The organism is Achromobacter aloeverae, from assembly GCF_004121055.1.
Classification (GTDB): Bacteria; Pseudomonadota; Gammaproteobacteria; order Burkholderiales; family Burkholderiaceae_B; genus Bordetella_C; species Bordetella_C aloeverae.
Window position 1 is genome coordinate 80209 of sequence record NZ_PYAL01000008.1, and the last position, 26479, is coordinate 106687.

General features: G+C 66.3%; 23 protein-coding genes and 1 tRNA gene. 7 read left to right on the forward strand and 17 right to left on the reverse strand.

From position 1 onward, the window contains the following. Positions 1-19: 19 nt before the first annotated feature. The 3 genes from C7R54_RS23920 to C7R54_RS23930 form a co-directional block, all read right to left on the reverse strand. Positions 20-955: an ABC transporter permease gene (locus C7R54_RS23920; protein ID WP_129153233.1), complete on the reverse strand. Its 936-nt coding sequence runs from the start codon at positions 953-955 to the stop codon at positions 20-22. A gap of 124 nt (positions 956-1079) precedes the next feature. Continuing rightward, positions 1080-2657: an ABC transporter substrate-binding protein gene (locus tag C7R54_RS23925; RefSeq protein WP_129153234.1), complete on the reverse strand. Its 1578-nt coding sequence runs from the start codon at positions 2655-2657 to the stop codon at positions 1080-1082. A gap of 44 nt (positions 2658-2701) precedes the next feature. Continuing rightward, entirely contained in the window at positions 2702-4141 is a 1440-nt protein-coding gene (locus tag C7R54_RS23930) for a M81 family metallopeptidase (protein WP_129153235.1), read from the reverse strand. Positions 4142-4510: 369 nt separating this feature from the next. On the opposite strand from C7R54_RS23930, the gene C7R54_RS23935 reads away from it, so the two are divergent. Continuing rightward, positions 4511-5971 (forward strand): N-acyl-D-amino-acid deacylase family protein, encoded by a 1461-nt coding sequence (locus C7R54_RS23935; protein ID WP_129153236.1) that lies wholly within the window; start codon positions 4511-4513, stop codon positions 5969-5971. Between the two features lie 103 nt (positions 5972-6074). On the opposite strand, the gene C7R54_RS23940 is transcribed toward C7R54_RS23935, so the two are convergent. The 4 genes from C7R54_RS23940 to C7R54_RS23955 all read right to left on the reverse strand — a co-directional run bounded on the left by C7R54_RS23940 (position 6075) and on the right by C7R54_RS23955 (position 12962). After that, positions 6075-8306, reverse strand: coding sequence for an NADP-dependent isocitrate dehydrogenase (locus tag C7R54_RS23940; protein WP_129153237.1), 2232 nt, complete (start codon positions 8304-8306; stop codon positions 6075-6077). A gap of 351 nt (positions 8307-8657) precedes the next feature. Beyond that, complete coding sequence (locus C7R54_RS23945; protein ID WP_129153238.1) at positions 8658-10238, reverse strand: MDR family MFS transporter; 1581 nt, start codon at positions 10236-10238, stop codon at positions 8658-8660. Further along, a complete protein-coding gene (locus tag C7R54_RS23950) occupies positions 10231-11358 on the reverse strand; it encodes an HlyD family secretion protein (protein WP_240039686.1) in 1128 nt (375 codons plus the stop codon). The genes C7R54_RS23945 and C7R54_RS23950 overlap by 8 nt, the downstream gene beginning before the upstream one ends. Before the next feature lie 104 nt (positions 11359-11462). Further along, positions 11463-12962: a TolC family protein gene (locus C7R54_RS23955; RefSeq protein ID WP_129153239.1), complete on the reverse strand. Its 1500-nt coding sequence runs from the start codon at positions 12960-12962 to the stop codon at positions 11463-11465. Between the two features lie 383 nt (positions 12963-13345). Between C7R54_RS23955 and C7R54_RS23960 the strand changes: the two genes are divergently transcribed. Continuing rightward, the gene (locus tag C7R54_RS23960) at positions 13346-14215 is read left to right on the forward strand and encodes an AraC family transcriptional regulator (RefSeq protein WP_129153240.1); all 870 of its coding nucleotides are present in this window, start codon (positions 13346-13348) and stop codon (positions 14213-14215) included. Between the two features lie 140 nt (positions 14216-14355). Further along, a complete protein-coding gene (locus tag C7R54_RS29385) occupies positions 14356-14487 on the forward strand; it encodes a hypothetical protein (protein WP_275669706.1) in 132 nt (43 codons plus the stop codon). On the opposite strand, the gene C7R54_RS23965 is transcribed toward C7R54_RS29385, so the two are convergent. From C7R54_RS23965 to C7R54_RS23985, 5 genes are all read right to left on the reverse strand, one after another. Beyond that, the gene (locus C7R54_RS23965) at positions 14484-15110 is read right to left on the reverse strand and encodes a Fic family protein (RefSeq protein WP_129153241.1); all 627 of its coding nucleotides are present in this window, start codon (positions 15108-15110) and stop codon (positions 14484-14486) included. The genes C7R54_RS29385 and C7R54_RS23965 overlap by 4 nt on opposite strands. Before the next feature lie 135 nt (positions 15111-15245). Continuing rightward, positions 15246-15320, reverse strand: a tRNA-Val gene (locus C7R54_RS23970). 101 nt (positions 15321-15421) lie between these two features. Beyond that, the gene (gene dnaQ / locus C7R54_RS23975) at positions 15422-16165 is read right to left on the reverse strand and encodes a DNA polymerase III subunit epsilon (RefSeq protein WP_129153242.1); all 744 of its coding nucleotides are present in this window, start codon (positions 16163-16165) and stop codon (positions 15422-15424) included. A 128-nt stretch (positions 16166-16293) separates the two neighbouring features. Further along, positions 16294-16776: a ribonuclease HI gene (gene rnhA, locus C7R54_RS23980; RefSeq protein WP_377815336.1), complete on the reverse strand. Its 483-nt coding sequence runs from the start codon at positions 16774-16776 to the stop codon at positions 16294-16296. Positions 16777-16834: 58 nt separating this feature from the next. Then, positions 16835-17599, reverse strand: a complete 765-nt coding sequence (locus C7R54_RS23985; RefSeq protein ID WP_129153244.1) for a methyltransferase domain-containing protein — start codon at positions 17597-17599, stop codon at positions 16835-16837. A 19-nt stretch (positions 17600-17618) separates the two neighbouring features. On the opposite strand from C7R54_RS23985, the gene gloB reads away from it, so the two are divergent. The 3 genes from gloB (at position 17619) to C7R54_RS24000 (ending at position 20896) form a co-directional block, all read left to right on the forward strand. Continuing rightward, complete coding sequence (gene gloB, locus C7R54_RS23990; protein ID WP_129153245.1) at positions 17619-18455, forward strand: hydroxyacylglutathione hydrolase; 837 nt, start codon at positions 17619-17621, stop codon at positions 18453-18455. An 8-nt stretch (positions 18456-18463) separates the two neighbouring features. Beyond that, the gene (locus C7R54_RS23995) at positions 18464-19876 is read left to right on the forward strand and encodes a transglycosylase SLT domain-containing protein (RefSeq protein ID WP_129153246.1); all 1413 of its coding nucleotides are present in this window, start codon (positions 18464-18466) and stop codon (positions 19874-19876) included. Between the two features lie 243 nt (positions 19877-20119). Further along, positions 20120-20896 (forward strand): carbonic anhydrase, encoded by a 777-nt coding sequence (locus C7R54_RS24000; RefSeq protein ID WP_129153247.1) that lies wholly within the window; start codon positions 20120-20122, stop codon positions 20894-20896. Between the two features lie 95 nt (positions 20897-20991). Here C7R54_RS24000 and C7R54_RS24005 read toward each other — a convergent pair whose 3' ends face one another. Beyond that, complete coding sequence (locus tag C7R54_RS24005; RefSeq protein ID WP_158021279.1) at positions 20992-21588, reverse strand: Dabb family protein; 597 nt, start codon at positions 21586-21588, stop codon at positions 20992-20994. Between the two features lie 161 nt (positions 21589-21749). Here C7R54_RS24005 and fabI point away from each other — a divergent pair, with 161 nt between their 5' ends. Beyond that, the gene (gene fabI, locus C7R54_RS24010) at positions 21750-22532 is read left to right on the forward strand and encodes an enoyl-ACP reductase FabI (RefSeq protein ID WP_129153249.1); all 783 of its coding nucleotides are present in this window, start codon (positions 21750-21752) and stop codon (positions 22530-22532) included. A gap of 39 nt (positions 22533-22571) precedes the next feature. Here fabI and C7R54_RS24015 read toward each other — a convergent pair whose 3' ends face one another. From C7R54_RS24015 to C7R54_RS24030, 4 genes are all read right to left on the reverse strand, one after another. Continuing rightward, positions 22572-22967 carry an OsmC family protein gene (locus C7R54_RS24015; protein ID WP_129153250.1) on the reverse strand — a complete coding sequence of 132 codons (396 nt, stop codon included), beginning with the start codon at positions 22965-22967 and terminating at the stop codon, positions 22572-22574. A 180-nt stretch (positions 22968-23147) separates the two neighbouring features. Continuing rightward, complete coding sequence (locus C7R54_RS24020; RefSeq protein WP_129153662.1) at positions 23148-24116, reverse strand: tripartite tricarboxylate transporter substrate binding protein; 969 nt, start codon at positions 24114-24116, stop codon at positions 23148-23150. Positions 24117-24253: 137 nt separating this feature from the next. Further along, on the reverse strand, positions 24254-25153 hold the full coding sequence (nadC, locus tag C7R54_RS24025) for a carboxylating nicotinate-nucleotide diphosphorylase (RefSeq protein ID WP_129153251.1): 900 nt from the start codon (positions 25151-25153) through the stop codon (positions 24254-24256). Positions 25154-25523: 370 nt separating this feature from the next. Further along, positions 25524-26465, reverse strand: coding sequence for an NUDIX hydrolase (locus C7R54_RS24030; RefSeq protein ID WP_129153252.1), 942 nt, complete (start codon positions 26463-26465; stop codon positions 25524-25526). Between the last annotated feature and the right edge of the window lie 14 nt (positions 26466-26479).

The following is a 26479-nucleotide window of genomic DNA, read 5'->3' on the forward strand; positions in this document are numbered from 1 at the left end:
TGGTTTCCCCTGGGCCGCATCAGTAGCGGATGCGTGGATCGAACAGGCGATAGCTCAGGTCGATCAGCAGGTTGATCAGGACATAGGTGGCGGCCGACAGCAGCAGCACGCTCTGGATGACCGGGTAGTCGTGGTGTTGCACCGAATCGATCACCAGGCGGCCGATGCCCGGTATCGCGAACACCGTTTCCGTGACCACCACGCCGCCGATCAGCAGCGCGATGCCCACGCCCACCGTGGTCGCGATGGGTATGGCCGCGTTGCGCAGCGCATGCCCCAGCACCGGCAGCACCGCCAGGCCCTTGGCGCGGGCGGTGCGGATGTAGTCCTCGTGCAGCACCTCCAGCACCGTGGCCCGCGTCATGCGGGTGATCAGCGCGATGTACACCAGCGCCAGGTTCACGCACGGCAGGATAAGGTTGCGCAGCCAGGGCCAGAGGCCGTTGGACAGGCGCGTATAGCCCTGCACCGGCAGCCAATGCAGCTGCACCGCGAAACCGTAGATCAGCAGGTAGCCGATCAGGAACACCGGCACCGAAAACGCCAGCACCGCGAAGATCATCACCAGGCGGTCGATCCAGCCGCCCGCCTTGTAGGCGGCCAGCACGCCCATGGGAATGGCGACCAGGATGGACAGGCCCATGGTCAGCAGGGCGATGGACAAGGTGGGCTCCAGCCGCTGGGCCAGCAGGCTGGACACCGGCACCTGGGTGAACAGCGACGTGCCCAGGTCGCCATGCAGCAGCTTGCCGGCCCACAGCAGGAACTGCTGCCACAGCGGCTGGTCCAGGCCCAGCGCGACGTGCAGGCGCTGGATATCCTCGGCCGTGGCCAGGTCGCCGGCAATCAGCGCCGCCGGGTCGCCGGGCGACAAATGAATGAGCAGGAAGACGATCACCGCCACCACCGCCATCACAGGCAAGGTGGCGAGGATGCGCCGTATGACATAGGCCATGCGAACTCCGTACTACGGGCTAGCGACGGCAACCGCCCCGCGCGGCGGATGGCCGTATCGTGTTGTGGCCGGCACGCCGCGGCACTGGGCGTGGCACGGCGCGGGATGGCTATCGACGCCGTGGCTACTTATCCAGCACCCAGACGTTGGGCAGGCCCCACAGCAGGTCGCTGTGCTTGATCGAGGCACGCACCGCGTGCACGCGATCGAACTGGCCCACGGCGATATACGGCAAGACCTCGTAGGCGCGCGCCTGGAACTTGTCCAGCAGCTCCTTGCGCTTGGCCGGATCGGTGGCGCCGACCCACTGCGTGCGCAACTCGTCGAGCTGCTTGTCGCAGGGCCATCCGGGCAGGCTGTTGCCGCAAGCCGCGCCCAGGTAGGTATTGTTCAGCGGAGAGTTGACGTTGTAGTCGGCCGCCGAGGACAGGTAGACGCTCCACCCGCCCTTCTCGACCGGGTTCTTGCTGGCGCGCCGCGCCGTTTCCGTGGCCCAGTCCATGGACTGGATATCCACGTTCAGGCCCAGGTCCTGCATGGCCTGGATCGCCACCAGCGTGGCGGAGTTCAGGTAGGCCACGTCGGTCGGCAGCATGACGGCGACCTTCTCGCCTTTGTAGCCCGATTCGGCCAGCAGCTTCTTGGCCAGCGCCATGTCCACCTTGCGATAGGGTTCGGCGCCGGCGCTGGTGTCGTTGGGGCTGCCGCAGATGAAATAGGTCGCGCAGTAGTTCATGCGCAGGTCTTCCGGGTAGCCCATGGCCGCCACGAATTTCTCCTGGTCGATGGCATGGCGCAGCGCCTGGCGCGCCTGCGCCTTGTCGAACGGCGGATTGAGGAAATTCATGATGAGATAGGCCTGCGACTTGCCGGTCACCCCCGTATGCACGGCGCTGTCGCCGCGCAAGGCCTTGATGTAGTCGGGCGTGACTTCCTCGATCATGTCGACTTCGCCGTTCTTCAACGCGGCGATGGCGCTGTTGGCGTCCGGCAGGATGGCCCATTCCACGCGATCCACATGCGAGGTCTTGTTGCCGGCCAGGCCCGAGGGCGCATCGGCGCGCCCCACGTAGGCGGGGTTGCGCAGGAACACCAGCTTGCTGCCAGGCACCCATTCATCGCGCTTGAACAGGTAAGGGCCGGAACCGACCACTTCGTTCAACGGCGCGGTGTCGGGCATCTTCGCCAGGCGCTCGGGAATGATGAAGGCGGGATAGCTGGCCACCTTGGCCAGGCCGTCCAGCACCGGCCCGAAGGGCTGGTCCAGGGTCAGCGTGAACGTCTTGTCGTCCACCGCGGCCCACTTGCCGCCGGCCGCGACCATGGCGCGGCCGATGTTGTCGCGCTTCTCCCAACGCTCCAGCGATGCCACCACGTCGGCGGAACGCACGGGATTGCCGTCGCTGAACTTCAGGCCGTCGCGCAGCGTGAAGGTCCAGGACTTGCCGTCCGCCGAGGTCTTGTAGGTGTCCACCATCTGCGGCCGCGGATTGCCCTTGGCGTCCGGCCCGAACAGCGTGTCGTACACCATGAAACCGAAATTCCGGGTGATGTACGCCGTGGTGAAGAAGGGGTCCAGCACCTTGAGGTCGGCGTAAGGCACCAGCCGCAGGGTCTTGCCCTCGGCCTGGGCGGGGGCGCCGGAGAGACAGGCGGCTGCCATGGACAGGGCGGCGAGCGCGGAGTAGAGGCGGCGTTTCATGGGGCGGCTCCGTAGGTCGGGGTCGAGGGGATGTCGTGGATTGTTCAAAGCGGCCATTTCGGCATGCGGATTTTCTTGTACACCAGCGTCTTCCAGTCCGGCGTGGCCACGCCAGGCGCGCCTACGTAGATCACGTGCCTGGCGATCTTCGAGTAGGACGCATGGAAGTGCTGGGCCGATTTCACCACCACCATCTTGTGCGCGGCAAGGTCGCAATCGAGTTGCGAGAACAGATCCGTGTTGATTGCCTGATTTCGATTGGATACCAGCACAATATCCACACCCTGCGCATGCACCAGCGCGCAATCGCCCATGGGCGCCGGGCTGCCGGTCAGGCTGGTCATTTTCATATCGCGGCGCAAGGCCCGCACGGTACAGGTCACGTCCACCGGGTCGCCGGACAAGGGGCCCACCTTGCCGCCCAGGCGCATGGGCAGCGTGGCCCCCTCGCCGGCGTCGAAGGCAATACGCACGGCGATGGGGTCCCACAGCGGTCCCATCGCGACGTTGGCGATGCCGCGTTCGAGCAGGCGGCGCAGCACATAGGTCGAGTCGCCGGGCGCACCGCTGCCGGGATTGTCGGCGCGGTCGGCCAGCACCACGGGGCCGCCATCGAAGGCCAGGGCCTCGTCTATGCCTTCGTCTATCGTGCGGTACTTCACCATCAGGTTTTCGCGCTGGCCGATGAGCTCGTCGGCCAGACGGCGGGCCAGGTCGCGCGCCTTGGCTTCGTCGGCGTCGGTATAGACCAGCACCTTGGCTCCCATCTCCGGCACGTCGCCGGTGGCGAATCCCATGGAGAACGACAGGGACAGGACGCCGTCCTTGCCTTCCATGGCGCGCAGGCGATCGACGAAACCCTTGGCCGGCTCGCGCGTCGTATGCATGGGCACCACCATTTCGCAATCGACCAGGGCGGCGACCGGACGGGTCCGGCCCTGCGCCTTGTCCAGGCAAAGGTCCAGCAACTGCTCGGCGCACCGGACGATATCGGTATGGGGATATTCCTTGTACAGCACGACGATATCGGCACTGTCCACGATCAGCGGGCTGAGGTGGGCATGCGGGTCCAGCTCGGTCCCGATGACGACCTCGGGCCCCACGATCGCGCGCGCCCGCTGCAGCAGGTCGCCTTCGCAGTCGTCGTAGCCGTCGGCCACCATGGCGCCGTGCAGGCCCAGCAGGACTATGTCCACGGGCAAGGCGGCACGCAGGTCGGCGAGGATCTGTTCGCGCAACGTTTCATAGGCCTCGCGGGTCGTGGTGCCGCTGGGCTGCGCCGAGGCCACCAGGCCTTCCTTCAGCGTCCATCCCAACGGCCCGCCACGCTTGCGCGCCACCCATAGCGGCGCGCCCTGCGCCGTCGGCGTATCAGGGTGCTGGCCCGCCGGGAAGTACTCCTTGCCGCGGAACGAATCGAGGCTGGTCGGCAGGGGAGCGAAGGTATTGGTCTCGGTGCCGAGACCGGCGCTGAAAATACGCATGGCGAATGTCCTTGGAGGGCCACGATGGGAGTCCAGGAGCGCATCATGCCGTTTGGGTTGGAGGCCGTACAAATAGCAATTGCGGCAGGAACCATAACCGATGGTTATCCGCTGGTGAAATAGCTAGGGTTAACGATGATATTTCCGAGGGAACTTGTGCGTTCCGGGGTCCCCGTACGAGGGTTTACCATGCCCTAAAGGTTATGTTTCGCCGCATCAGCGCCGGGCCGGCGCCGAGAGGCCTTCCCCCCACGCCCCTTTCCGTTTCCCGCCGCGCAGCCAGGTTATGGAAGGTACGGCGTTAGGCATTGGTCACCGCCGTCAGGCAAGCGCACAATGCCGCATCGTTCCCAGCCAAGGACCCCAAGCATGGACACGCAGCAACCGTACGACCTGATACTGCAAGGCGGCGACGTCGTCGACGGCACGGGCGCCCCGCGCCGCCGCGCCGATGTCGGCATCCGCGGCGGGCGCATCGCCGCCATTGGCGACCTGGCCTCGGCCCCGGTCCGCCCCCAAGGCAGGATGGATGTCACGGGACTGGTGGTCGCTCCTGGCTTCATCGACTGCCATTCCCACGATGACTGGGCAGTCCTGGAAATGCCCGACATGGCGCCCAAGGTCTCGCAAGGCGTGACCACCGTCATCAACGGCAATTGCGGCATCAGCCTCGCGCCGCTGCAATCGGAGGAGCTGCCGCCGCCGCCGTTGAACCTGCTGGGCGGCGGCTACCGCTTCGGCAGCTTCGCCGAATATCGCGCGGCCATCGACGCCCGGCCGCCCGCGGTGAACGTCGCCGCGATGGTCGGCCACTCCACCCTGCGTGTGCGCCATATGCCCGACCTGGATACCCCGGCCGACGCGGCGCAGATCGCGGCCATGCGCGCGGACGTGGAGCAAGCCTTGCGCGAGGGCGCGCTGGGCGTGTCCACCGGCACGTTCTACCCGCCCGCGGCCGCCGCCACCGAAGCGGAAATCATCGCGGTCTGCGAGCCGTTGTCGCGCCTGGGCGGCGTCTATGCCACGCACATGCGCGACGAAGGGAATCACGTCATGGACGCCATCGACGAAAGCCTGCGCATCGGCGCCGCCTTGAACGTGCCTCTCGTCATTTCGCACCATAAGCTGGTGGGCAAGCAGAACCATGGCCGCTCCGCGCAGACGCTGGAGCACGTGCGCGCGGCGGCGGCGCGCCAGGCGGTCTGCATGGACTGCTATCCGTACGACGCGTCCTCCACCATGCTGCGGCCGGAGCGCGTGGAGATCTGCGACCGCATCATGATCACCTGGTCCAAGCCGTTCCCGCAGGCCAGCGGCCGGTATCTGGAAGACCTGGCGGACGAATGGGGCTGCTCGCGGCGCGAAGCCGCCGAGCGCCTGCTGCCCGGGGGCGCGGTCTACTTCATCATGGACGACAACGACGTGCGCCGCATCCTGGCGTACCAGGACACCATGATAGGGTCCGATGGCCTGGCCGCCGACGCGCGGCCGCATCCGCGCCTGTGGGGCACCTTCCCGCGCGTGCTCGGCCACTATGCGCGCGGGCTGGGCGTCTTCTCGCTGGAAGAGGCGGTATTCCGCATGAGCGGGCTGACCGCACTGCGCTTCGGCCTAAGGGAACGCGGCCAGGTGGCGGTGGGCTTCCATGCCGACTTGGCCGTCTTCGATCCCGCCACCATCATCGACCGAGCCACCTTCGATGAACCGGAAACCCCGTGCGAGGGCATGCGGCATGTCTACGTCGGTGGTGTCGCGACCTGGGCGGATGGTGCGCCCACGGGTGCGCGGCCGGGCCGCTACATCGCCGAACGGATCGGCCGGTCCGCCTGAGCCGGCCCTGGCCGGAGGGGCGGCATACCCCGCAAGAAAAAAGGCCGGAGATCGCTCTCCGGCCTGTTTCCCTGATCGGACGATCAGCGCGGCGACGCGCGCATCAGGCTCCGATCGAGTCCAGCGCGGCGTTCAGCGTGGCGCTGGGACGCATGGCCTTGCTGGTCTTGTCGGCGCTGGGGCGGTAGTAGCCGCCGATGTCCACCGGCTTGCCCTGCGTCGCGCCCAGTTCCTGGACGATCTTGGCTTCGTTCTCGGTCAGGGTCTTGGCCACCGGCGCGAACTTGGCCTGCAGGTCCTTGTCCTCGGTCTGCTCGGCCAGGGCCTGGGCCCAGTAGAGCGCCAGGTAGAAATGGCTGCCGCGATTGTCCAGGCCGCCGACCTTGCGGGCGGGCGACTTGTCGTTGTCCAGGAACTTGCCGGTGGCGGCGTCCAGGGTCTTGGCCAGCACGGCGGCCTTGGCGTTCTTGTAGGTGTTGCCCAGGTGCTCCAGCGACGCGGCCAGCGCCATGAACTCGCCCAGCGAATCCCAGCGCAGGAAGCCTTCCTCGACGAATTGCTGCACGTGCTTGGGCGCCGAACCGCCCGCGCCGGTCTCGAACAACCCGCCGCCCGCCATCAGCGGAACGATGGACAGCATCTTGGCGCTGGTGCCCAGTTCCATGATGGGGAACAGGTCGGTCAGGTAATCGCGCAGCACGTTGCCGGTCACCGAGATCGTGTCCTTGCCGGCGCGGATGCGCTCCAGCGAGAACTTGGTGGCCTCGACCGGCGACAGGACACGGATGTCCAGGCCCTTGGTGTCATGGTCCTTCAGGTAGCGTTCGACCTTGGCGATGAGCTGGGCATCATGGGCGCGGTTCTTGTCCAGCCAGAATACGGCCGGGGCGCCAGTGGCGCGGGCGCGCGAGACGGCCAGCTTGACCCAGTCCTGCACCGGGGCGTCCTTGGTCTGGCACATGCGGAAGATGTCGCCGGTTTCGACGGCTTGCTCCAGCAGCACCTTGCCGGCGGCGTCGGTGACGCGCACCACGCCGTCAGCGGCGATCTGGAAGGTCTTGTCGTGCGAACCGTATTCTTCGGCGGCTTGCGCCATCAGGCCGACGTTGGGCACGCTGCCCATGGTGACCGGGTCGAAGGGGCCGTTCTTCTTGCAGTCCTCGATGACCGCCTGGTACACGCCGGCGTAGCAGCGGTCCGGAATCACGGCCTTGGTGTCGTGCAGCTGGCCGTCCGGGCCCCACATGCGGCCGGAGTCGCGAATCATGGCGGGCATCGAAGCGTCGACGATGACGTCGCTGGGCACGTGCAGGTTCGTGATGCCCTTGTCCGAATTGACCATGGCCAACGCGGGGTGGTTGGCGTACAGGGCCTTCATGTCGGCTTCGATTTCAGCCTGCTTGGCCGCCGGCAGGTCCTTCAGCTTGGCGTACAGGTCGCCGATGCCGTTGTTGGGGTCGAAACCCACCTGCTTGAGCGCGTCGGCGTGCTTGGTGAGCACGTCCTTGTAGTACACGGACACGGCGTGGCCGAAGATGATGGGGTCGGAGACCTTCATCATGGTGGCCTTCAGGTGCACCGAGAACAGCACGCCCTTGGCCTTGGCGTCGGCGACTTCCTTTTCCAGGAAGCTGCGCAGGGCCTTCTTGCTCAGCACCGAGGCGTCGATGACTTCACCGACCTTGACCGGGGTCTTTTCCTTCAGCACGGTGGTGGAACCGTCCTTGCCGACCAGTTCGATCTTGACGTTGCCGGCATCGGCGATCAGCGCCGACTTCTCGCTGCCGAAGAAGTCGCCGTTGTCCATGTGGGCGACGTGCGACTTGGAATCGGCGGTCCAGGGGCCCATCTTGTGGGGATGCTTGCGGGCATAGTTCTTGACCGACAGCGGCGCGCGGCGGTCGGAGTTGCCTTCGCGCAGCACGGGGTTCACGGCGCTGCCCTTGACCTTGTCGTAGCGCGCCTTGACGTCCTTGTCGGTGTCGTTCTTGACCTCGTCCGGGTAGTCCGGCAGCTTGTAGCCCTGCTCCTGCAGTTCCTTGATCGCGGCCTTCAGCTGCGGGATCGAGGCGCTGATGTTGGGCAGCTTGATGATGTTGGCTTCGGGCTTGGTGGCCAGCTGGCCCAGCTCGGCCAGGGCGTCCGACTGCTTTTGCGCGTCGGTCAGGTACTCGGGGAAAACGGCGATGATGCGGCCCGCCAACGAAATGTCGCGCGTCTCCAGCACGACGCCGGAGGGGCGGGTGAAGGCCTGGACGATAGGCAACAACGAATACGTTGCCAGCGCCGGCGCTTCGTCAGTGAGGGTGTAAATGATCTTCGACGTAGTAGACATTTTTCTCGTAGCCCTGACTCGATTAAGGGATTGCCAGAATTCTTGTGATGACGCGGAGTCGGCGGGTCGCATCGATGCGTATCGGACGCGGGGGACGGGCATGCGCACAGCAGCCACGGAGGAATGCGGAGACGGGTAAATCCCATCCGCGACCGCCGGGGCGGACCTGTTCGCTTGGGTCGAACCTGGACTCACACAGCGGTGTAAGAGTGTATCACCGAGTTTTCCTGGCGGCCGGCGGCGTTTCCCGGCGCCGCCAGCAGGGGCTTTCAGCCGGAAGAAAGGCGCGGCCGCGGCAGGCACGCAGGCCAGCCGTGCGCCCACCACGGCATTCCCGGCGAGGTTGCCGCGTCACCGCCTGCGCAGGCACAACCCGACCAGGACGCAAGCCATCATGGCCACGCCGGCGAGCAGGAAGGCGTCACTATAGGAAAGCAGCAAGGCATCGCGCTGGACCAACCTGGCCACCAGGCCGACCGCCTGGGAGAAAAACGGCTGCACCGCCGCATCCCCCCCCATGGGCGGCGACCCGACCCCGCCATGGGCGAACACGTTACCCAAGGCCGCCAGCCGCTCCTGAGTCGCCTGCGCGAACAGCGTCACCGATTCGCCGATGCGCTGCGCGTGGAATTTACCGCGGTCCACCACCACCTGGCTGAACAAGGCGATGCCGATAGCGCCGCCCACGTTGCGCACCATCGAGAACAACCCGGAGGCGGAGCCGATCTCCGCCTTCTCCAGTCCCTGGACTGCCATCACCCCCAGCGCCACCACGACTAGCGATTGGCCGATGCCGCGCACGACCAACGACGGCACGATGACATTCGCGGCCGCGTCGATATTCAGGGACACATTCATCAGGCAACCCAGGCCGGTGATGAGAAAGCCCGCGACGATGACCGTGCGCGCGCTTGTCCAGCGCATCAGCCGCGGCGTGGCGAAGGACATGACGAACTGCACCAGCCCGTAGGGAATCATCAGCAGGCCGATCTGCCGGGCGTTGTAGTCGTGGATCTCGGAAAAATAGTTGGGCACCAGGAAGACCACGCCGAACACCACCGCGCCGAACGTGAATTGCATGAGGCTGGCGATGCCGAAGTTGTACCGGCCCAACAGTCTCAGGTTGATGAAGGGATGTTCGCGCCGCAACTCGATCAGGACGAAGGCCGCCAGGCTGACGACGGTGGCGCAGGCGCAATAGACGATGGCCGGCGACGCGAACCAGTCGTAGCGCTCGCCCTCCTCCAGCAGGATCTGCAGCGCCGACAGGCCAACGGCCATGGTCGCCATGCCCCACCAGTCGCCCTGCCGCAAACGGCGCAGCTCGACAGGACGGGGGCGCACCGACCAACCGATCGCCGCGAGCAGCAGCACGCCCGGCGGCACCTGCAGGTAGAAAATCCAGCGCCAGGAAAACACGTCGGCCAGCCAACCGCCCAGCGACGGGCCGGCGGCTTGCGCGACATTGTTGGCGACGGCGAACAGCGCCATGCCTAGGGGATGCCTGGCCGCCGGCAACTCCGTGACGATGAGCTGGAACGACAGGGGAATCAGCACGCCGCCGAAGGCGCCTTGCAGCGCGCGCGCAAGTATCATCGTCTGGATGTTCGGCGCCAGCGAGCAGGCAATCGAGAACACCACGAAACCGGCCGTCCCCACCACCATGACGCGGCGCATGGAGAATATCGACACCAGCCAGCCTGTCATCGGAATGATGATGATCTCCGCCACCAGGTAAGCGGTGGTGATCCAGGACCCCTCCTCGAAGGTGGCCCCCAGCGAACCGCGCACGTCCGGCAGGGCGGCATTGGTCACATGGACATTCATGCCGGCCATGAAGCAGCCCACCACGCTGCCCAGGACGGCTACCCAGGTGCGCAGGGAAATTTCCGGAACGACCGGGGACGGCGGGCCCGCGACCTTGCTATTCATGACGCGTGTCCACCGACGCGATCACCGACATGCCGGGGCGGATGTCGCGCATCCGCGGCTGTCCCGCGTCCAGCACGATCTTCACCGGCATGCGCTGGACGATCTTGGTGAAATTGCCCGTGGCATTGTCGGGCGGCAGCAGCGCGAACTGCGCGCCCGATGCCGGCGCCAAGCTATCGACGTGGCCATGCAGCCGCAGCCCGTCGAAGGCGTCGACCTCCACGATCGCCGGCTGCCCAGGTCGTAGCTGGCCGACCTGGGTCTCCTTGTAGTTGGCGATGACATAAACGTCCCCGGGCACCACGGCTAGCAGTGGCGTGCCCGGCGCCACGGCGGCGCCCACGCGCACACTGCGCTGTCCCACCAGTCCGCCGACCGGGGCGCGCACGACCGTGTAGGACAAGGCGATACGCGCCTGCGCGAGCACCGCTTCCGCTTCTTCGCGCCTGCCCTGCGCTTTTTCGTATTCCGAGGCGGCCATGCGCTTCTCGGTTGCCAGCACCGAAAGTTCGCGTGTACGCGCCTCCAAGCCGGCACGGGCCGACGCCAGGACGGCATCGGCCTTGCGGGCGTCCGCCTGCGCGGCCTCCCATTGCTGCGCGCTGTTCACCTGGCTGTCGAAAAGCTGGCGCTGGCGGGCCCGCGCCTTCCCCGCACGCGCCGCTTCGGCCTGGGCTACGCGTACCGCGCCTTCGGCCTCGTCGATCAGGCTCTGCTGCAGGCGCGTACGGGCATCCAGGTTGGCGACCGCGGCCGCGCGAGCCTCGCGTTCCGCTCCGGCGGCGTGCAGCGCTGCAGTGGCCTGGGCCACTTTCGCCTGGTAGCCGCTGTCGTCGATGCGCGCCAGTATGTCGCCGGCGCCGACCTGCTGGTTGTCCCGCGCATCGACCGCCAGGATATGGCCGGCGACGCGCGCCGACACGGTGGAGATGTCCGCCCGTGCGTAGGCGTCGTCCGTCTCCACCATGTAGCGGGCATGCAGCCACCACCGCACGCCCCAGGCCACCGCCAGCACCGCGATGATCGCCACCGCGGCCATGCGGAATTGTTTCGACGCGAACGGGTTCGCGCGTCCGGCGGGACGAGTGCTGCCCTGCCCGTCCATGTATTTACTGTCCATGTCTTTCCAATCTGTATCGCGCGCTGCGTGCGCCGCCGCGTGCGTGGTTGCTCGCGTCATCACCCGCCTCATTCCGGGCGGCCTTTCTGATGGCGTCTCTTCCCTCACTGGCCGATTTCGCCCTTCCCGATGGACGGGCCGGCGGCGGCGACCCGGTCCGGGACAGCCAGGGCGACGGCCGGCGCCTCCCGCCAGCCGCCCCCCGCCGCCTTGAACACCTGCACCTGCGCGTCGATGAGCGCTGCCCGCGCCCCGGCCAGCCTTGCCTGCGTCGCCACGTCCTGGCGCTGGGCGTCCAGGTACTCGAGCGCCGACGTCTCGCCCGCCTGCCGTCCCAGCGTGGCCAGGCGCAAGGCCTCATCGCTCTGGCGCTCGGCCTGGGTCAGGTCGGCCACGCGCCGGGACGCGGCGTCATAGGCGATCAGGGACTGGCGCAACTCGCCCAGCGCGCGCAGGATGGCGCCGTCGAACCGCGCCAGCGCCGCGCTTTCATGGGCGCCGGCCTGCGCGATGCGGGCGCGCGCCGCGGTCATGTCGGGAAACGACCAGCTCAGCAGCGGACCGAGGCTCCAGACGGTACTCCGGCTTTCCCCGCCCCGGCCCACGTCCAGGACGGCATGCGTAATACCGCCGCCCAAGGCGATGCGCGGATAGAGTTCAGCGCGCGCCACGCCCAGCCTTGCGGTAGCGGCCGCCAGCTCATGCTCCGCCTCGCGCAGGTCGGGCCGGCGCCGCAGCATGGCGACGGGATCGTTCGCAAGCATGGCGCCGGACAGGGCAGGCGGCGCCTCGCACGTCCGCGCCTGCGCAGGCGCATCCTCGGGCACGCGCCCCATCAGCACCGCGAGCCGCGCCAGCGCCTGCCGTCGCGCCGCGGCCAGGTTCGCGGCATCCGCGCGCGTTTCGGCGATCAAGGCCCGCGCGCGCGCCACGTCCAGCGCCGACCCGGCCCCGGTGTCGCGCAGGCGATGCGCCAGCGCAAGGCCATCTTCGAGTAGACGGATCGAATGCTGCTGGATCGCCAGGCGGCTGGCGGTGCTGCAAGCCTGCAGCCAGGCCCGGGTGGTATCCGCGGCGACGAGAATACGCACACCGTCCCGGGCCGCCGCGGCCGACTGGGTGTCCTCCCGCGCGGCATCCGCCAGGTGACGCAGGCGGCCGAAGAGATCCAGCTCCCACCCGACGTCCAGGCTCGCACCGACACGGCTGCCGGTATGTCCCTCTCCCGCATCGGCCATCGCGGCTTCGGGCTGGCCGCTGGTGGCGTTGCCATGACCGGCCCACGCGCCTGTCGCCGCATGCAGTCGCCCGCGGTCGTCCACTTCGTCCTGCATCGCCATCGCCGCCAGCAGGTTCGCCGCGGCGACGCGCAAGTCGCGGTTGTGCGTCAGCGCCTCCTCGACGGCGTCGTTCAGTGCGTCGTCGCTGTATAGCGTCCACCATTTATCCGGCGTGTCCACGGCCAGCTTGGTGGTCGCGGGTTCGTTCGTAGGGGAAAGCGGCACAGTGGCCCGCGGCGGTCCGTCGGGTCCGACCGCGCAACCCGCGACAGCCAGCACCAGCGCCGCCGCCGCCGCGCGCAATGTTGTAGGAATGATCTTCATGCAACCTCCAGATTCGTCCGCGACACAGCGGGCGGCCGGCGCTGCGTTCACACTGGAAGCTCGACTACCTGGAAGTTCGACCACCGCGTACACGCAAGGCGTTCCGCCCATCGCGGGACAAATTCTGCGGCGGCCGGCGCGCCCGGAATCGACGCAATCCGACAACCTTCGTCGGGATCTGGACATGAACCGAATATGACGGCCGGAGGCGGACCTCGGACAGCTACCCCGGACATGGCACCAACCGGCGCGCAATTGCCAACCGTGCCAGTGAAAAAGACAAAAGCGTTGCCCAGGGCTTACCGGGGCGCGCAGGTTATGGATAATGAAGCCGGCCCACGAAGCCGCCCGGCTTCACGAGTAAGCGCATCACCTGCATTGAAATGAATTGCCTGAGTTGCACCCATCGGCGTTTCGAGGATTGCCAGCACACCCTGCGCCCCCTGGCCGCCATGGCCAGCAATCATCCGGACGGGGACTATATCGACCGGCACAGCCATCGCCGCGGACAGTTGCTGCACTCGCTGTCGGGCGTGATGATCACCAACTGCGAGCACGGCAACTGGTACGTGCCGGCCGGCTGCGCCATCTGGATTCCCTGCGGGATCGACCATGGCATCCGTATCTCGGGACCGGTGCAGATACGCACGGTGTTCGTCGAAGCGAATGCGCGCGCATCGCTGCCGCGGCGCTGCGAAGTCATCGGCGTCAGCTCTCTTCTGCGCGCGGCCATCATCGCGGCGGTGGGCTTGCCGCTGGACTATGCTCCGGACAGCCGCGCCGCGCACATCATGGACCTTATCCTGGACGAGCTGGAAATCGCGCCCCGGCAATCCACGCGCCTTCCCATGCCGCGCCATGCCAAGCTGGCTCATCTTTGCGCGCGCCTGCTCGCGGCGCCCGCCCTGCCCCTATCGTTGGAAGACGCGGCGCGCGGCGTGAACATAAGCAGCCGCACGCTGACACGCTTCTTCCATCGTGAAACCGGAATGAGCTACACCGCCTGGCGACGGCAGTCCCGCATCCTGCTCAGCCTGCCCCAGCTCGCCGAAGGGGCATCCATCTTGCGGGTGGCGCTGGACCACGGATACGACAGCCCCAGCGCCTTCGCTGCGGCCTTCAAGCGCGTGCTGGGCGTCCCACCCAGCGTCTATGCACGCGAGGATGACGGCGAACCGGACGGCCGGCCTGTGGATAACAGGGCTGCCCCTGCACTCGGCCGCATGCCCGAGTGCTCACAAATCGAGCAGTAAAGGGGAGCCTGACTGGGGACACCAGGCGACAATCGAGCAGCATCCTGCCTGCTCATAGATCCAGCAGCAGCAGACGGCCCGACAAGGGCGCTTCGGCGTTGTTTCGTGGACCGACCTGCCCACGCCCAAGGGCCGCCATCGTGAAGAAGCTGGAGGCCGCCATAATGCGCGGCTTCGCCGAGCCCGATGCCAAGGCGAAGCTGGAATCCACCGGCTTCGAGGTGGTTATCCGGGACAGCACCTGCGCCGGCCGTGGCGCCGAACGTGGCTAGGCAGGCGGCGGAGGACGCTCCCGATCTGGCGGCTGGCTCAGCTTCAGCACGCCAATATACAGATCGAGCGATCGTTGCACCGAGACCGCGACCAGGGACGTGATATCGGCGTAATCGCCGCGAACGCACGCCGTGTCCAGGACATCGTAGTATCCCAGCCGGTCTTCCTTGAGAAGGATCGCAGGCGGATAGCCCTCTTTCATCAATTCGAAGTTAAGCAGCAAGCGCCCGGTTCGCCCATTGCCATCGATAAATGGGTGAATCTTCACGAATCGTGTGTGCAGCTCCGCGGCCCGCTCGACCGGATGCAACGCCCCGGCGTGCCCGTACCAATCCAGTAGCGCGGCCATTTCGACGGAAAGGTGCAGAAAATCCGGCGGTGTCGTACTCGCGCCTGCGGTCACTACGTTTTCCTGCCGATACCGGCCAGCCTGTTCCGGATCGATGCCCTTAAGGACGAGTGAATGCAAATTGCGAATCTGCCATTCGGTAAGCGCCTCGTGCTTGGCAACGATATCTTCGACGTACAGGATCGCGTCGCGGTGATTGGTCGCCTCGAAGTGCTCGCGCAAGGACTTCCCGCTCCCGCCACACGGCCAATCTTTGAAGGGGCTGGTATCCATGCCCCCGGGCCGACGAATTGCTCGGCCGAATGACGTCCTTGTTCCGCTACGGACGCCCAATAAGCCGACTGGACCAGCATGGACGCAAAAAAGCCGGCGTCTCTGTCGAGGCCGGCTTTTCAACTTCGGAATTCCTGGTGGGCGGTACTGGGTTCGAACCAGTGACCCCTGCCGTGTGAAGGCAGTGCTCTACCACTGAGCTAACCGCCCGAAGTGAGACAGCGACTATAGCATGTCTTTTTGCATCATGGCAAGCATCGATGAAAAATCGCGACACGATCGTCAGCTACCGGCGCGGGCGGAAACGTTTGTCAGCCGGCCGGCGCTGCTTCCCCGGCGGGTGGCAAGGGATCGTAGGTTCGCCATACGCAGGCGCCCCCCACCGATTTGTCCAGGACCAGCAGATATTCTTGGTGCTCGGCCAGTTCCTCGGCCGCCGCTACGATCACGGGCAGGCCGGACGCATCGAAGCGGCCCATCACTTCGGCGCCCGCCTGCGCGCCCGTGCCGTCGTCTTCCACCTCGATCAGCAACGCATCCTGGCCGCGGGTCATCGCCAGCCACACCTCGCCCAGCAACTGCGCATCGAGCAAGGCGCCGTGCAGCGTCCGGTGGGCGTTGGAGATACCGTAGAAATCGCAAAGCGCATCCAGCGAATTGCGCTTGCCCGGGCGCCGCTGGCGCGCCTCCATCAGCGAGTCGGTGATCTTGCCGCAATACTCCACCATCGCGGGCTTGCCCAGGCGGGCCATTTCCGCATTGACGAACTTGGTGTCGAAGGCCGCGTTATGGATGATGATTTCAGCGTCCCGCATGAACTCCATCAGCTCATCGGCGATCTCCTCGAAGCGCGGCTTGTCGGAAAGGAATTCGGTGGTCAGGCCATGCACCGCCAGCGCCTCGGGATCGCTGTCGCGGTCCGGGTTCAGGTAGACATGCATATTGCGGCCGGTCACCGTCCGATTGACGATTTCGACACAACCGATTTCGACGATGCGATGGCCCTGGGCAGGGTCCAGTCCGGTGGTTTCGGTATCGAAAATGATCTGGCGCATGGAGGCGGTGCGGAAGGCAGGAAAACGGCAAGGCGACAGTGTACGCCACGACCCCGCCGGCGACGCAACGCCCCCGCAACGCGGCGGCAACGTCGCCGCGGCATCGAACCGCTATCCCCGCGGCAGGATCACTGCGCCACGGGACGCCGCGTGCTCTCCTGCCGGCGCGCCTCGTCCACGCCCCGATTGGCCAGCAGATCCGCCATTTCGTTGCCCGGATCCCCCGCATGCCCCCGCACCCAGCGCCATGTCACCTCGTGGCGCTGTACCTGCTCGTCCAGCAGGCGCCACAGGTCGGCATTCTTGACGGGCTTTTTCTCCGCCGTGACCCAGCCGCGCCGCTTCCAGTTGGCCAGCCATTCCGTCATTCCCTTCATCACGTACTGCGAGTCGGTGTGGATGGTGACGCTGCATGGCTTGTTGAGCACGCCCAGGCCCTCGATGACGGCCGTCAACTCCATGCGGTTGTTGGTGGTCGACATCTCGCCGCCATGCATGGTTTTTTCATGCGTGCCCGCGCGCAGCAGCACGCCCCACCCGCCAGGTCCAGGGTTGCCCTTGCAGGCGCCATCGGTCCAGATTTCCACTTCGGGGCGAGCATCAGTAGTCAAGACTATGTATTCCAATCAATTCGGAAAAAAAACCTGGCGCGCATGATACGCGCGGCCGTCAAAGATCGCCGACCCGGTGATTGGCCACCACGGACGCGGCCGCCGGCGCCTTGCGCTTCTGCTTCCATGCCGGACCGATCAGGCGCATGCCGGCCACCCGCTTGATGGCCGACACCACATATACCGCTCCGCAGACCGCCCACCAGCGGTCGCCCGCCGACTCCATGAACTTCCAGCGATCCAGCCAGACATCGGTGCGGCAGGCCGGCGCATAGCAGCCGAACCGCCCACGATCGACCTCGAAGGAAAGCAGCTTGAGCCAGTCCTTCACCCGCGCCAGCGATACCTGGGCCGACGGCGCATGCGGCAGCCACGGCTCCATGCCGGGCATGCGATTGCGCGCCCCCCAAAGACTCCAGGGATTGAAGCCCGAAATCACGACCCGCCCCTCGGGCATCAGCACGCGCTCCACCTCGCGCAAGATCTCGTGCGGCGCATCGGTGCACTCGAAGGCATGCGGCAGGACCAGCAGGTCGATGCTGCCCGATTCGAACGGCAAGGCATGCGGATCCGCCACCGTGCATGCCTGCCAGCGTGCGGCGACGTCAGGCTCGGGCATGACTTCGCCCACGTATGCCTTGAAGGGCATACGGTTGGCGCGCAGCAGATCCAGCTCGGCCAGCCCCACCTGCAGGGCGTTGTAGCCGAAGACGTCGGCCACTACCGCATCGAACTGAGCCTGCTCCCAGCGCAGCGCATACTGGCCGGGAGGTGTCTCGAACCACTCGGCCAGTTCTACAATCGGCGCAATTTCTTCTGCCACGCTTTGGATTCCTTAGATCATGCAAGCTACCCACGCCCCCGCTGGCGTCGGCGCACAGGGTCCCGCCATCCTGCCCGTGCCGGCATTCTCCGACAACTACATCTGGCTGTTGCGCAACCAGGGCCTGGCCGCCGTGGTGGACCCCGGTGACGCCGCGCCGGTTTTCGATGCGCTGGAAAAGCAGGGCCACGAAGGCGAACCCCTGCAACTGCGCGCCATTCTACTCACGCATCACCACGCCGACCACGTAGGGGGCGTCCTGGAATTGTCGCGCGCCACGGGTGCCACCGTATACGGCCCGGCCCTCGAAACCTTGCCGCGCTGCGACGTCCCCTTGCAGGAAGGCGACCGGGTGCGGCTGCCGGACCTGGACCTGGACCTCGCCGTGCTCGATGTCCCTGGCCACACCGCGGGCCATATCGCGTATTGGGGACGGGCCGCGGGTGTCAATCCCGCGCTGTTCTGCGGCGATACCCTGTTCGCTGGCGGCTGCGGGCGCCTGTTCGAAGGCACCCCGGCACAAATGCATGCATCCCTGGAAAAATTCGTAACATTACCGCCTGAAACACAAGTTTTCTGCGCTCACGAGTACACTCTGGGCAACTTGCGCTGGGCATTGGCCGTAGAACCTGCCAACCGCACCCTGCAACAGTGGTATCAGCGGGCCCAGCAACTGCGCGAACTCGGTCTTCCCACCCTGCCCTCCTCGATGGGCCAGGAGACGAACACCAATCCCTTCCTTCGCACCCAGCAAGTTGACGTTGCCAAGGCTGCCGCGGTTCAGGCTGGGCGTTCACTAACCTCGCCGGTCGAAGTATTTGCCGTACTTCGAGAATGGAAGAATAACTTCAAGTGATCTAACTGATGAAATTGCTCCGACTGATTGTTCCCTTGCTGGTTGCCTTGTTGGCAGGATGCGCGGGAACAGCGCCGAAACAGAATTTCTCTGATGCCGATTCCAAGCAGCCCGGATACCCCAATCGCTATGTCGCCGCGGTGACATCGCGCACCGTCGACCTGACGCACCCTCCGCGTGACGTCTGGGACCGCATCCGCCGCGGCTTCGCCATCCCGAATCTGAATACGCCGCTGTCGGAACAATGGACCGAGTACTACGCGTCCCACCCCGAAGCCATGCAACGCATGGCCGAGCGCGCCGGCAAGTATCTCTATTACGTCACCGACGAAATCAACCGGCGCGGCATGCCTACCGAACTGGCGCTGCTGCCTTTCGTCGAAAGCGCCTACAACCCGACCGCGCTGTCGCGGTCGCAGGCGTCGGGCCTGTGGCAATTCGTGCCCGCGACCGGCCAGCACTTCAATCTGAAGCAGGACTGGTGGCGCGATGAGCGACGCGATCCGATCGCGTCGACCAATGCCGCCCTCGACTATCTCAGCAACCTCTTCGACATGCAGGGTGACTGGTACCTGGCGCTCGCCTCCTACAACTGGGGCGAAGGATCGGTGCAACGCGCCATGGCCAGGAATGAGGCCGCGGGCCTGCCGACCGACTACCTGTCCCTGACCATGCCCGAAGAAACCCGCAACTACGTACCCAAGTTGCAGGCCATCAAGAACATCATCGCCGACCCCGCGAAGTATGCGGTGGTGTTGCCGCCCGTCAGCAATCAACCGTATTTCGCCACGGTGCAGAAGAACCAGGACATGGACGTGGAAGTCGCCGCCCGCCTGGCCGAGATGCCTCTGGACGAGTTCAAGGCCTTGAACCCGTCCTTCAACCGTCCGCTGATACGCGGCGAGCATGCACCGACCCTGATCCTGCCGGCTGATCGCGTGGCCATCTTCAATGCCAACATCGACGCCTACAAGGGCCAGTTATCCAGCTGGAAGGTGTACAGCGCGCGGCGCGGCGAGTCGTATGCCGCCATCGCCAAGCGTTTCGGCGTGTCCGAATCGACGCTGCGCCAGGTCAACGAGATCCCCCATAAGCAGAAATCCGCCGTGGCGCAAAACCTGCTGGTGCCGGGCAACAGCGGCGCGGTGCAGGTGGCGTCGCTCGATATGTCGGATGGCGCGGAGCGCGCCGAGATCAAGCCGGCGGTGGCGCAAAGCCAGGGCCGCCTGGCCTCGGTCAAGCCCAATGCCGTCAAGCCCAACGTGCGCCAGCACAAGGTGCGCAGCGGCGATACCTTGTTCTCGCTGGCCCGCCAGTACAGCACGTCGGTGGACGCGCTGCGCGCCTTGAACAACCTGAAAGGCAATAACCTGAAGGTCGGCAGCACGCTGCGCGTGCCCGGCACCAACGTCCGGGGCTGACCGGCGCCCTGTCCGGCATCGATTTTTCGGGATCCACGGCCCGATCCGCTGATAGCGGGTCGGGCCGTTTGCTTTGCACACGGGACGTGGAGACGGGACGAGCGGGGAACGGGACGAGCCTGCAGCCGCCGCAACGTGTTTTGGCTTTGTCACGATGACAACGGGACAGCGGAGAGAAATCTGATTCTCGACGGAGCCATCCTTCCAGATACTGCCCGGGCGCTTCACCACCAGGAACCATCGATGCCGCCCACACCGAGACACACGCTGTCCTGCAACTGCACAACGACGCAGACTTCATGCTCAAACCCTGGCGATGCCGGCCATGCCGCCCGCCGCCGCTTCATGGGCCTGGCCCTGGCCGCCGCGGCATCCGGCGGGCTGGGTCTGAACGCGGCGCCGGCACTGGGGGCCACGCCCAAGTTGTTGAGCCCACTGCCTGCCAACACGCCTGACGAAGCCCTGGCAAAGCTGATGGCCGGCAACGCGCGCTATCTGCAACTCAAGCACACTACGTCCCCGCACGACTTCGAAATGCTGCGCACGCAAACCGCCGAAGGCCAGTCTCCCTTCGCGGCGATTCTTGCCTGTTCGGACTCGCGCGTCCCTGTCGAACTGCTTTTCGACCAGTCCATCGGCAAGCTCTTCGTTGTTCGCGTGGCAGGCAATGTCGCCTCCTCGGCCGTCATCGGCAGCCTGGAATACGCGGCTGAAGTATTGAAGGTGAAAACGCTGATGGTGCTGGGCCATAGCCGGTGCGGCGCGGTCAAGGCGGCCATCGACAACAGGAACGCGCCGGGTCAGATCACGACCCTGTACTCCTACATGCATGGCGCAATCGCCAAGATCCCGTCGAAGGAATATCGTGCCGTGGTCATGCAGAACGCCATCGAGCAGGCCCGGGTACTGGGCGCCGCGTCGCCCGTGATCGCGCAGCGCGTCAAGACGGGCGCGTTGCGCGTCCAACCCGCGATCTATGACGTCGAAACCGGCGAGGTCGCCTTGCTGGGCCTGGCGTAGAGGCATGGAGGCCCGTGCGTGCTCACGAACGCCATGGGCCCCTATGGAAAGCCCATGGGCGTCCACAGCCCCGGACGCCTGCCGGCGCTACGCCTCTATGCCTGCGCTTCGACGGCGTAGTCGAACACCAGCACGCCCCCCTGCGGCGCCAGCAGCGGGCCGACGTAGGCCTTGAACTCATCGTGCCTGGAGTCGAAATACGCCTGGTCGGTGACGACGGGCTTGCCGACGTAATAATTGCGGTCGCCGGCCGATTTGAACGCCACGGTATAGCCTTGCTCGTAGCCCTGCCCCACGCCTTCCAGGCTGTTCTGGCTGCCCGACGTGATGGAAAGGATATAGGCAGAGGCGGCGCCGGCACGCTTGGAGCCGCCCAGCGCCAGGAAGCGGCGCTGCACTTCCAGTTTTTGCTCCGCCGTAACCTCCGCCTTGTACTTGAACAGCACAATGTGGAGCAGCAAGCCCGGTTGATATGCGTCGCTGGTAAAGACTGCGTCGGGCTCGCGGGCGGATGCGGGCGTTCCCGCGGCGGCGGTCGTGGACGACAGGCTACCGGGAGCGGCGGTCCTGGACGGCAGGCTATCGGAAACGGCGCTGGTGGGCGGCAGGCTGGCCGGGGCGGCGGTCGTGGACAGGCAGGCGAGCATGGAACCGGCTCCCGCTTTGAGCAAGCGGCGTCTCGAGTCGTACATGGTGAAAAACTCCAGGAAGGTCGGACCAATCCGATCGCCTGGCGTTATACCGAGCGCCGCGCCGCCCGGACCATCAGATATATCCACCGGCACGCCCGCCGATAAATCCGCGGACATATCCTAAAATGGCGGTTTTCCAGATCCGTCATCAAGGACCAATCATGGGTTTTCTCGCCGGTAAACGCATTCTCATCACGGGCGTCCTCTCCAACCGTTCGATCGCCTACGGCATCGCGCGGGCCTGCCATCGAGAAGGGGCCGAACTGGCCTTCACTTATGTCGGCGAACGCTTCAAGGACCGCGTGAGCGAATTTGCCGCCGAATTCGGCAGCAAGATCGTGCTGGAATGCGACGTGGCCGAAGACGCGCAGATCGCCGCGACGTTCGACGGCCTGGCCCAGCATTGGGACGGCCTGGACGGCCTGGTGCACTCCATCGGCTTCGCGCCGCGCGAGGCCATCGCCGGCGACTTCCTGGAAGGCCTGTCGCGCGAGGGCTTCCGCATCGCGCACGACATCTCCGCCTATAGCTTCGCCGCCATGGCGAAGGCCGCGCTGCCGCTGATGAAGGGCCGCAACGGCTCGGTGCTGACCCTGACCTACCTGGGCGCGGAGCGCGTGGTCCCCAACTACAACACCATGGGCCTGGCCAAGGCTTCACTGGAAGCCAGCGTACGCTACCTGGCCACGTCGCTGGGCCCGCAAGGCATACGCGCCAACGGCATTTCCGCCGGTCCCATCAAGACGCTGGCGGCCAGCGGCATCAAGGACTTCTCGTCCATCCTGAAGTTCGTCGAGGCGAATGCGCCGCTGCGCCGCAACGTCAGCATCGATGACGTCGGCAACGTCGCCGCCTTCATGCTGTCGGACCTGGCCAACGGCGTGACCGGCGAAATCACCCACGTCGATGCGGGCTTCTCGACCATCGTGCCGGGCATGGAATAAGCCGGGGCCGGCCAAGCCGGCCACCGCCTGGCGCCGACGTCAAGCCGGCGCCAGCTCCGCCGACACCTGGATCTCCGTCTGCGTCATCAATTTGTGGACGGGGCAGCGGCCGGCGACATTCAGCAGTTCCTGGCGCTGTTCTTCGGTGAGATCGCCATTGAGCGTCAGTACGGTCTTCAAGCGATAAACGCCTTTTCTTTCTTCCGAGTCATCGCGCTGGACATCGACATCGATCGACATCAGCGGAATGCCCTTGCGCCGCGCATACAGCGTGACCGTCAACGCCTTGCACGCGCCCAGCGAGGTATCGAACAGATCATGCGGATCCGGACCGTCGCCTTCCGGCGGCGGCATATCGATGGGCAGATCGTGGCTGCTGGCCGTGGCGGTGAATTGCAGGCCCTGCAAGGCGTTCTGGCGGATACGTATGGTCATCGCGGCTCCATGTGGATGAGGGCGGCCCCGGACAGCGCGGCCGCCGGGATGCTTGTATGGGCATGCCAGGGCACGCCTGGGTATGCCTGGATATGCATCATGGCCTTCATCATACCGGCATGAGGTCGCCGCCCAGTCGCGCGCGCCGCCCCGCCATCCATGCGCTCCGCCCCGCGGGAATCAATCGGCGTGCAGCCCCATGCTCGCGGTCAGCGTGGAGAAGCGATCGATATCGCTGTCTATCAAGGCCTGGAACGTCTGCGGCGAACTGCGTGTGGGACTGAAGCCGAGTTGGCGCAAGTCGTGCTGCACGTCCTCGCGCCGCATGATGGCGGATACCGCGGCATTCAGGCGCGCAATCACCGGCGCTGGCGTGGCGGCCGGCGCCAGCAGCCCGTGCCATTGGTCCAGCGTGTAGCCGGGAAACCCTTGCTCCGCCACGGTCGGCACGTCCGGCATCAGGTCCGAACGACGCGGCGACGTGACCGCCAGCGCGCGCAGGCGGCCCGCGGCCAGGAAGGGCGCGGCGCTGGACGCGGTGACGATGCCCATGCCGACCTGGCCCGACAGCACGTCCGTCAGCGCCGGCCCGCAGCCCCGATACGGCACGTGCTGCAAGGCACGTCCGCTGGCCCGCCGCAGCATCTCCCCGGCCAGATGTTGCGGCGTGCCGTTGCCGCAGGAGGCAAAGGCCAGCTGCGGCACGGCCGCGGGGGGCGCCGTCGGATCCTGGCGGCCGGCGCTTTCCAGGGCCTGCGCCAGCGTGCGCAGCGGCGAGGCTGCCGGCACCACCAGCACCGAAGGCACGAACGCGACGTTGATCACGGCGCGTAGGTCGCGCTTGGGCGAGAACGGCAGGTTACGGTATACGCCGGGGTTGATGGCGTAGGAACTGTTGACCATCAGCAGGGTGTAGCCGTCCGGCGCCGCCTCGGCGACGGCACGCGCGCCCAGGTTGCCGCTGGCGCCGGGACGGTTCTCGACGATGACGGACTGGCCCAGTTCGCGCTGGAGTTCGGCGCCCAGGCGGCGCGCCAGCAAGTCCGTGCCGCCCCCCGGCGGAAACGTGACCAGGATGGTGATGGGACGCTTGGGAAAGCTCGCCGCGACGGCCGCGGCGGCCGCCGCGCCATCCGCCGGTTCGGCCATGCCCAGCCGCAAGGCCCCTAGGGACAAGCCCAGGGCCGCGACGGCGATTGCGCCGGCGGCGCGCAAGCGATTGCGGATTGCGGGCGGCGGGCGCCCGCCGTCGACGCGTTCAGGTTCGATGGACATGATGGCCCTCCTCAGGCATCCAGGCCGATATCCAGGACGCGCGCGCTGTGCGTGATCCAGCCGACGGCGATCAGGTCGACGCCCGTGGCCGCGACGTCCGGCGCCGTCTCCGGCGTGATGCGGCCGGACGCTTCGGTCACCGCGCGCCCACGGCACATGGCGGTGGCCCGGCGCAATTCGTCCAGGCTCATGTTGTCCAGCAGCACGACCTCCACGCCGAGGGACAACGCTTCATCCAGCTGCGCCAGGGTGTCGACCTCCAGCTCGATGCGCACCATGTGTCCCACGGCAGCGCGGGCGCGCTCGACGGCATTGCGCACGCCGCCGGCCAGGGCCACATGGTTGTCCTTGATCAGGACGGCATCGTCCAGGCCATGGCGGTGATTGCTGCCACCGCCCACCCGCACGGCGTACTTCTGCACCGCGCGCAGGCCGGGCATGGTCTTGCGGGTGCACGTGACGCGCGTGCCATGGGCGCGGATGGCATCCGCGATGCCGGCGGTGGCCGTGGCGACACCGCTGAGATGGCAAAGGAAATTCAGCGCGGTGCGTTCCGCGGTAAGAATTCCGCGCGCGGGGCCGCGCAGCGTGGCGATATGGCTGCCCGCCTGCAAGCGCGCGCCGTCGCGCAGGACCGGCTGGAAATCGATGCGCGCGTCGGTCAGGCGCAATGCCAGCCGCACCAGGTCGAGGCCGGCGAGCACGCCCGGCTGGCGTGCCACCAGACGCAGGTCGGCTTGGGCGTCAGCCGGCACGATGGCGTCGGTGGTGATATCGCCGGCGCGCCCGAGATCTTCCAACAAGGTCGCGCGGACGAGCGGCTCCAGCATGACATCGGGCAAGGGCGGAACGATGGGCAAAAGTGAGGCGGAATCGAGGACAGGGGCGACGGTCATGATATTTATGCTCAAGTGGAGTATTAATAGTCCGAAAAAAATCGCGTGTAGATCGTTGCGTGATTTGGATAGACAGCGGCCGGGATCCGGTTTCGAGGAGGCGTCGGTCTCCACGCCGGCGTCATGCCTGTGCTGGAACCGTGGGAAGCCCGGGAAACAATGACCGCTGGCGTCTATGTCTCGGTATCTGGATAGCGTGCCTGAATTTATGCTTTTTTTGAGCATAAGTCCGGCATCATGGTTTTGTCAACGCCGATTCCGGAAGCCGGCCATATCAACGGAAACAGACAGGGCCAGCGTAACAGGCAGGATCAGCGGGATGGCGGATGGATGCCGGCCGGCGCATCGCCCTGCCCGCCCGCCGGAGTCGCACGCTCCGCCGACGTCAGACCGGATGCAGTTCGCGGGCCAGCGGCAGCTTGCTGCCGGAAATCGCCCGCTCCAGCAGCACGTCGCGGCGGAAACGGAAAAGCTTGGCGGGACGACCGGCGGCGCCGCTGGCCATGGCGCCGGTTTCCTCGACCAGGGCCTGCTGCTCGATGAGGCGGCGGAAATTCTGCTTGTGCAATCCGCGTCCCGCCAGGGCTTCCACGGCCTGCTGCAATTGCAGCAAGGTGAATTCGGCCGGCATCAGTTCGAAGACCACGGGCCGGTACTTGATCTTGGCGCGCAGGCGCGCGATGCCGGTGGCGAGAATGCGCCTGTGGTCGTGCCGCATGGGCGTACCCGGCAGCGGCGCGACTGGTGGCAACGGCGGCAGGCCGGCCACGCCATGGGCTTCCGGGACCAGGCCCACTTCGTAGAGCAGCTCGTAGCGCTGCAAGACCATGTCCTCGTTCCAGGCGCCCCCATGCAGGCCAAAACTGATTGCCGCGCGGTCGGCGCGCCGCTGGCGCATGGCGGCATCGTCGGCCAGGTCCACCCAGGCGGCCAGGCGCGGCTCGATCGCCTCCGCCATCAGCGCCCCCGGCCCTTGCCGGCGATCTTCCCAGGGGAAATAGCGATACCAGCTTTGCCATCCCACGCTGGCCACGCCGGTTTCCGCCGGTTCGCGCGTCAGGCCCAGGTAACTCACCGAAATGACCTGGGCGCCATCCTGGTCCGAGCGGTCCCGGTCGGCAAAGGTGTAGAGTTGTTCGACATAACCCAGGGGATGGTGGGTCTGGGTTTCTACCCACGCGCGCAAGCCAGCCTGCAGCGAACGATGGTTGGACTCGAAGGGCCCCGCCGGCAACGCGCGTGCGTCGTCCGTGGTCAGCACACGGGGCTGGCCATCGGTCACCGCGGCGAGCACGGCGACGAGTTCGGCGGCAACGGGGTTTTCCATCGGCGGGTACAGGG